Source organism: Mesorhizobium sp. M4B.F.Ca.ET.017.02.2.1 (assembly GCF_003998955.1).
Lineage (GTDB): Bacteria > Pseudomonadota > Alphaproteobacteria > Rhizobiales > Rhizobiaceae > Mesorhizobium > Mesorhizobium abyssinicae.
The window spans coordinates 1-6,192 of the sequence record NZ_RZOF01000365.1 but is presented as its reverse complement, the minus strand read 5'-3'; the positions used below and the strand labels follow the sequence as shown (position 1 = coordinate 6,192).

Here is a 6,192-nt window from a genome sequence, read left to right as displayed (position 1 = left end):
GCGGCGGGTGCTGCCGAACTGCATGTCCATGCGCGCGGCGCCGACCGACTGGAGAGCCTCGCGCCGGCAGCAATGGACCGCACCGTGCTGGCGCTGCGCCGCGCCTGTCCGGGCATGCTGATCGGCGTTTCCACCGGCGCCTGGATCGAGAAGGACGACCTGCGCACGCTGGTCGCCATCGCCGGTTGGCATGAGCTGCCGGACTATGCCTCGGTCAATCTCAGCGAGACGGCGGCACCCGTCGTGATGGAAAGCCTGCGCCAGCGCGGCATCGGCATCGAGGCCGGGCTTGCCTCCATCGCCGATGCCGAGCGGCTGATCAGCCTCGACCATGGCGGACGGGTGCTGCGCGTGCTGATCGAGATTTCCGAGCAGACGCTGGACGAAGCCTTCGCCGTCGCCGACGACATCGAAAAGGTGCTGGAGCGCGCCGGCATCCGGCGCTCGATCCTGCTGCATGGCGAGAATGCGACGGTGTGGCCGTTCGTCGAGCGGGCGGCGGGACGGAAGCTTTCGACCCGTGTCGGGCTGGAGGATGGGAAGGAATTGCCGGACGGCAGCATTGCGGCCGGCAATGCGGCGCTGGTGGCGGCGGCGGCGACGATTTATCGGGCAGGGCGATAGCGGCGCGAAGAACGCTCGCCAGAAGTCAGCCGATTTTCGCCAGAGGCTCGGCGCTAATCTCCACCCACTCACAGCGCCGGCTGTCGTGATAGAAGGACTGGAACGGCGGCGGGAAGGACGGATCGGCGAAGGCGCCCACCGGGATCGCGATCACGCCGGGCTGGGTGTCGATCCGGTAATGGACGGTGGTGCCGCAATCAGGGCAGAAGCTGTAGCTGACGCGGCCGCCCTCCTCGCCGATGCGGGTGAAATCCGCAGCCCTTCCCTGGATCGATACGTCACCTTCCTTGAAGCGGACATTGTAGCTGAAGGCGCTGCCGGTGCGCCGTTTGCAGTCCAGGCAGTGGCAAACGGAAATGCGAACGATCTCGCCCGAGCAGACGGCTGAAAGCTGGCCGCAGGAGCATTCCGCGCGACGGGTGATCATGACCGCTCCTTTCAGCTCCGCCCCTGCCTTGTCCGGGACAGCGCAGGTCGGCACCTTATTAAGTTCGGCGGCGCGGCGGAAGGACGCTTGCGCCTCGCCTGCCACGGAGCGCGGCCCTTGTCAGGCCTGCCTGGCGACAATTAGCCCTTGCTAATCATATCCTTCGGCAGCAATCTCGGCGCAACAGCCGCTCCTCGGCTGGATGTCGGCATGATGGGGTATTGCCATGACCCGCGATCAAATGTTTGCCCATCTGCGATCCGCCGACGCCGTCGCGCGCGAGGCGGCGGCGCATGGGCATCATCCGTTCGGCTGCGTGCTCGTGGGGCCCGATGATCGCGTGCTGATGCGGCAGGGCAATCTCAACACGGTGCGCCATGCCGAGACCGAGCTCGCCCGCCGCGCTGCCGAGGCCTACGAGCCCGAGTTCCTCTGGCAATGCACGCTGGTCTCAACCGGCGAACCCTGCGCGATGTGCACGGGCACGCTCTATTGGGCGAACATCGGCCGGCTGGTCTACGGCTTCGAGGAGAGCGAGCTCCTGGCGCTCACCGGGGATCACGCGGAGAACCCGACGATGAGCCTTTCTTCGCGCACCGTGCTCGATTCCGGCCAGAAGAAGATCGAGGTCTTTGGCCCCTTCCCCGAAATCGCCGACGAACTGATCGCGCCGCACCGCGATTTCTGGAAGCGCTGACCCCGGTCCTGCGACGACTTTGCTCCCGGCGGAGATCGGCAGCTCGACCCTCACTGCGTGTCCGCGTGCGCTCTCAGTTCGGCGCGCTTCTCGTCCGATACCACCGAGAGATCCAGCACCTTCTGCAATTCGGCGGCGTGGCGGAAGGACGGCTCGGGCTGGACGCCGCTCTTCACCGCATCGACGAAGCGCTGGTAATTGGTCGGCACCGTGCCGGCGTCGAGCACCTCCCACCTGGCGTTCTCGACATTGTCGCCAACGCAGGCCTTGAGCAGCGAGCCGTCGAGATTGTGCACCACCTCGATGCCGCCCTTGTCGCCGTAGATGCGCAGCCTCAGCTCGTTCAGATGCCCGCTCGCCCAGCGGCTGGCATGCACCACGCCGAAGGCGCCGTTGGAGAAATCGAGCGTCATAGCGAAGCTGTCATTGGCGTCGAGCCCGTATTCGCCGATGCGATTGCTCGGCGCCTTGTCGAATGCGCGCAGGCGGCAGAAGACATGGTCGATGTCGAGCGCCGCGCCATAGCTGGCGAAATCGAGGATGTGGATGCCGACATCGCCCAGCACGCCGTTCGAGCCGTGGCCGCGCGACAGGCGCCACAGCCATTTCGGATCGGTGCGCCAGTCGCCCCAGAATTTCGACACCAGCCAGCTCTGCAGGTAGGACGCCTCGACATGGCGCACCGTGCCGATCTCGCCGGCCTGCACCATGGCGCGCGCCTTCTGCAAGGGGGCGACATTGCGGTAGGTGAGGTTCACCATGTTGACGATGCCGGCGGCTTCAGCCGCATCCGCCATCTCGCTTGCCTTGCCGAAGTTCTCGGCCAGCGGCTTCTCGCACAGCACCGGCTTGCCGGCGGCGATCAGCGCCATGGTGGTCGGGTGGTGGATGCGGTCCGGGGTGACATTGGCGACGGCATCGAATTCGCCCCATTTCAGCGCCTCCTCCAGCGAAGTAAAGCGGTTGGGGATCTTGAAGCTGTCGGCGAATTCGCCGACCCGGGCCGGATCGACATCGACGGCGCCGACGATGTCGACGCCATCGATGGCGCTGAAACGGCGGGCATGTTCCTGCGCCATCCAGCCGGTACCGAGTATCAAAAGCCGCATTTTTTGCTCCTCCGAGCGGATTGGTTCGATTCAATAATATGGGCGACTGTGGTCTAAGCGCGATTCTTACGCAATCCCAGAAGGAAAAAACGCTGCCTTTTCCGGAACGCTTTCTGTTGCGCGCGCAATTCCGGACGGAAAACCGCTGCGCACGTTTCCTGGAATTGCTTTAGCGGAAGCCGGCTTCGCCCGCCGCGTGCAACTTGCCGCCGCGCTCGACGATCGGCTCAAGCGCCTTGTCGACCGGCACATTCGGCGCGTCGAGTATGGCGGGCTTTGCCCCTTGCGGGTTATGCGCCCACTTCACCGCATTGCGCAGCACCTTGTGAACGGTGGCGTCGTGATAGGTCGGATAGGTCTCGTGGCCCGGCCTGAAGTAGAAGATGCTGCCGGCGCCGCGCCGGTAGGTGAGCCCGGAACGGAACACCTCGCCGCCCTGGAACCAGGAGATGAAAACTGTCTCCAGCGGCTCCGGCACGGCGAACTGCTCGCCATACATCTCCTCGTTCTCCAGTTCGAAGAATTCGCCGACGCCTTCGGCGATCGGGTGGCTGGGGCTCGTCACCCAGAGCCGCTCGCGCTCGCCGGCCTCACGCCATTTCAGCGTGCAGGGCGTGCCCATCAGCCGCTTGAAGATCTTCGAGAAATGGCCGGAGTGGAGGACGATGAGCCCCATGCCCTCGAAGACGCGGCGCGCCACGCGCTCGACCACTTCGTCGGCGACGGCGCCATGGTCCTTGTGGCCCCACCAGACCAGCACGTCGGTCTCGGCCAGCCGCGTTTCGGGCAAACCGTGCTCGGGCTGCTCCAGCGTCGCGGTCGAAGCCTGTATGCCGGGGTCGGCCTTCAGCGCGTTGGCGATTGTGGTGTGCATCCCCTCGGGATAGATCGACGCGACCACCTCATTGGTGCGCTCATGGATATTCTCGCCCCAGACGACAGCGCGTATTGTCATGACATCCTCGTGGTGAAACCGGAACCGACCCGCCCCGGTCATACATAGTCCGCCCAGGCGCGAATGGAAACGTTTTCGATGGTGATGTTCTGTCCCAAGGGCGCGAGGAGGCACTGCGCGGAACGAGAACCGAGGCGAGCCTTGCCGCCCCTCCAGCGTAAAGTTCCGGCCTCGAAAACCCTTCCAAACCAGCACAATAGGCGCCCCTCCTCCTCCTGTGAATCAACCCGACCCGGCAACCCTTTGGCAAACGCCGCGTCTCGGTTACAATATCGGCCATGCGCGAAGCGTTGCTTGGGGTCGCGATCTTTGTCTGCCTGGCCGGAGCGTCGCTCACCAGCCTGCTGATCCATGGTCGCTTTCCGCCGCATCACCGCCAGGACGATACCAGCGCGATCGTGCGGCTCGCCGCCAACCTGTTCGTTGTGATGACCTCGCTGGTGCTCGGCCTGATGATCAACTCGGCCAAGAACACATTCGAAGCCATCGACCACAATCTGCACGCCTATGCAACCGAGCTGATCCTGCTCGACCGGTCGCTGCGGCAATACGGCCCCGAGACGCAAGCCGCGCGCCAGCCGCTGATCGCCTATGTGCAGCGCGTGGTTGACGCCACCTCGCCAAGCCAGCAATCGCCGATCGTCGCCAACCGGCTGTCTGAGCTGCTGCTCAACAATGTCGGCGACCAGCTGAGCGTGCTGACGCCGCCCGACGACAAGCATGCAGACATGCTGCGGGATGCCCGCCAGCAGCTGCAGAAGGTGATCGAATTGCGCTGGGTGCTGGCCGAACAGTCGGAAGGCGCGATCCCTGGAGCGCTGATCGCGCTTCTTGTCGCCTGGCTGATGCTGATCTTCGCCAGCTTCGGCTTCAGGGCGCCATGCAACGCAACGGTCGTCGCCACCTTCGTCGTGTCGGCGGCCCTGGTCGCCGCCGCGCTCTATCTGATCATGGACATGGACATACCCTTCTCCGGCCCGATCCAGATCTCGCCAGCGCCGCTCGAAAGGGCGCTGGGGGAGCTGAAGCAATGAGGTCAGCTCCCGCCCCGGCCTAGGTCAGCGAGCAGCCTGGCGGCCACCGCCGCTCCGTCGCCGCGGATCGAGCCGGCGAGCACGACCGCCCGGGCGCGGGTTTCCGGCGCGAGCGCCGTCGCAAGGGCTGCCGACAATGTCGCCGTGGTCGGTATAGGGCCGTCATGCGCCGCCCCTATGCCAAGTTCGGCCACCCGCCGAGCCCAATAGGGCTGGTCGCCGATCTGCGGCACCACGAGCTGAGGCGCTCCTGCCCGGGCAGCGGCGACGGTCGTGCCGGCGCCGCCGTGATGAATGACGGCGGCCATCCGGCCAAACAGTGCCTGCTGGTTGACGTCGCCAACGGCGAAGCAGTCGTCGCGGTCGTCGATCAGGCCGAGCTCGGCCCAGCCTTGCGCGAGCACAGTACGGCGACCGTGAGCCCGGACCGCCTCGATGGCCGCGCGGGCAGATTCGCTGGCGACCGCTATGGAGCCAAAGCCGACATAGACCGGCGGAGAGCCGGCTTCGAGGAACGCCTCCAGCCCGTCGGGCAGCGGCCGTTCGTCCGGCAGGATCAAGGCGCCGGTCTGGACGGCGTCGATCAGGTCCGACGGCTGCCACGGCCCCAACGTCGCGTCGCAGGCGAGCAGGACGGGATCGCCGTAGACATAGTCGCGGACATTCGCCACCGGCGGCAATCCAAGCGAGGCGCGGTGGCTGTTGATCGCACCGCCGAACAGTGCGTTCTTGGTCAGGATGTCCGTCTGCCACAGCAGCCGATTGTCGGTTACCCCGGCTGGAAGAGGATGGCCCGGATATTCATGCGGCCGGTTGTGCGCCGAAGGCAGCCAGATGGGGCAGAACGTGCCAAGCATGTAGCGCATGCCCCGCTGCTCCGCGACCAACCGCGCGGCGGCGCAGGACGGAAACAGGCCGAAAGCCACCACCGCGTCGCAGCCTTCTGCGGCTGCCGCCAGCGCATCATACTGCCTGGCGACGATCTCGGCCGCCTGCCCGGAGACGAGCGCTGCCACGCCCTCGGGCGATGCCGATCTCCTGCGCCGGATCATCTCCTTGGCCCATTCGCGCACCGGCGAAAAGGCCGGCGCCAGTGGGACGCCGGCGCGGGCACACAGAGCGGCGAACTCCTCATCGCCGGGGGCACTTACCCGCACCTCGGCGCCGACGTCCTGCAGCCGCGCGCCGAGCGCCACCACCGGTTCGACATCGCCACGCGAGCCATAGGTCGACAGTAAAATCCGCATGCAAACTCCCTTTCCTAAACTGAGGTCAAGGGCAGCGTACATACGGCATTGCCGGGGGCTTGCCGCAAGCCCGGGCTGCGCCATATATGCTTTCTGGGA

7 protein-coding genes are annotated in these 6,192 nt (G+C 65.9%); 3 read left to right on the top strand and 4 right to left on the bottom strand.

Going from position 1 to position 6,192, the window contains the following annotated elements:
* On the top strand, window positions 1-624 hold a 624-nt coding region (locus tag EN738_RS29225), incomplete at its 5' end, for a 3-keto-5-aminohexanoate cleavage protein (RefSeq protein ID WP_127286680.1).
* A gap of 25 nt (window positions 625-649) precedes the next feature.
* Here EN738_RS29225 and EN738_RS29220 read toward each other — a convergent pair.
* On the bottom strand, window positions 650-1,156 hold the full coding sequence (locus EN738_RS29220) for a GFA family protein (RefSeq protein ID WP_245494804.1): 507 nt from the start codon (window positions 1,154-1,156) through the stop codon (window positions 650-652).
* A gap of 121 nt (window positions 1,157-1,277) precedes the next feature.
* Between EN738_RS29220 and EN738_RS29215 the strand changes: the two genes are divergently transcribed.
* Complete coding sequence (locus tag EN738_RS29215; protein ID WP_127286679.1) at window positions 1,278-1,748, top strand: nucleoside deaminase; 471 nt, start codon at window positions 1,278-1,280, stop codon at window positions 1,746-1,748.
* Between the two features lie 50 nt (window positions 1,749-1,798).
* On the opposite strand, the gene EN738_RS29210 is transcribed toward EN738_RS29215, so the two are convergent.
* Window positions 1,799-2,857, bottom strand: coding sequence for a Gfo/Idh/MocA family oxidoreductase (locus EN738_RS29210; RefSeq protein WP_127286678.1), 1,059 nt, complete (start codon window positions 2,855-2,857; stop codon window positions 1,799-1,801).
* Window positions 2,858-3,026: 169 nt separating this feature from the next.
* A complete protein-coding gene (locus tag EN738_RS29205; protein ID WP_127286677.1) occupies window positions 3,027-3,812 on the bottom strand; it encodes a ThuA domain-containing protein in 786 nt (261 codons plus the stop codon).
* Window positions 3,813-4,090: 278 nt separating this feature from the next.
* On the opposite strand from EN738_RS29205, the gene EN738_RS29200 reads away from it, so the two are divergent.
* Window positions 4,091-4,846: a DUF4239 domain-containing protein gene (locus tag EN738_RS29200; RefSeq protein ID WP_127286676.1), complete on the top strand. Its 756-nt coding sequence runs from the start codon at window positions 4,091-4,093 to the stop codon at window positions 4,844-4,846.
* A 2-nt stretch (window positions 4,847-4,848) separates the two neighbouring features.
* On the opposite strand, the gene EN738_RS29195 is transcribed toward EN738_RS29200, so the two are convergent.
* Window positions 4,849-6,093 (bottom strand): glycosyltransferase, encoded by a 1,245-nt coding sequence (locus EN738_RS29195; RefSeq protein WP_127286675.1) that lies wholly within the window; start codon window positions 6,091-6,093, stop codon window positions 4,849-4,851.
* Window positions 6,094-6,192 lie beyond the last annotated feature (99 nt).

What these genes read in the sequence shown, in the direction of transcription:
- EN738_RS29215 (WP_127286679.1), top strand. Translation starts at nt 1,278, where the DNA reads ATGACCCGCGATCAAATGTTTGCCCATCTGCGATCCGCCGACGCCGTC.
- EN738_RS29195 (WP_127286675.1), bottom strand. Translation starts at nt 6,093, where the DNA reads ATGCGGATTTTACTGTCGACCTATGGCTCGCGTGGCGATGTCGAACCG.
- EN738_RS29205 (WP_127286677.1), bottom strand. Translation starts at nt 3,812, where the DNA reads ATGACAATACGCGCTGTCGTCTGGGGCGAGAATATCCATGAGCGCACC.
- EN738_RS29200 (WP_127286676.1), top strand. Translation starts at nt 4,091, where the DNA reads ATGCGCGAAGCGTTGCTTGGGGTCGCGATCTTTGTCTGCCTGGCCGGA.
- EN738_RS29210 (WP_127286678.1), bottom strand. Translation starts at nt 2,857, where the DNA reads ATGCGGCTTTTGATACTCGGTACCGGCTGGATGGCGCAGGAACATGCC.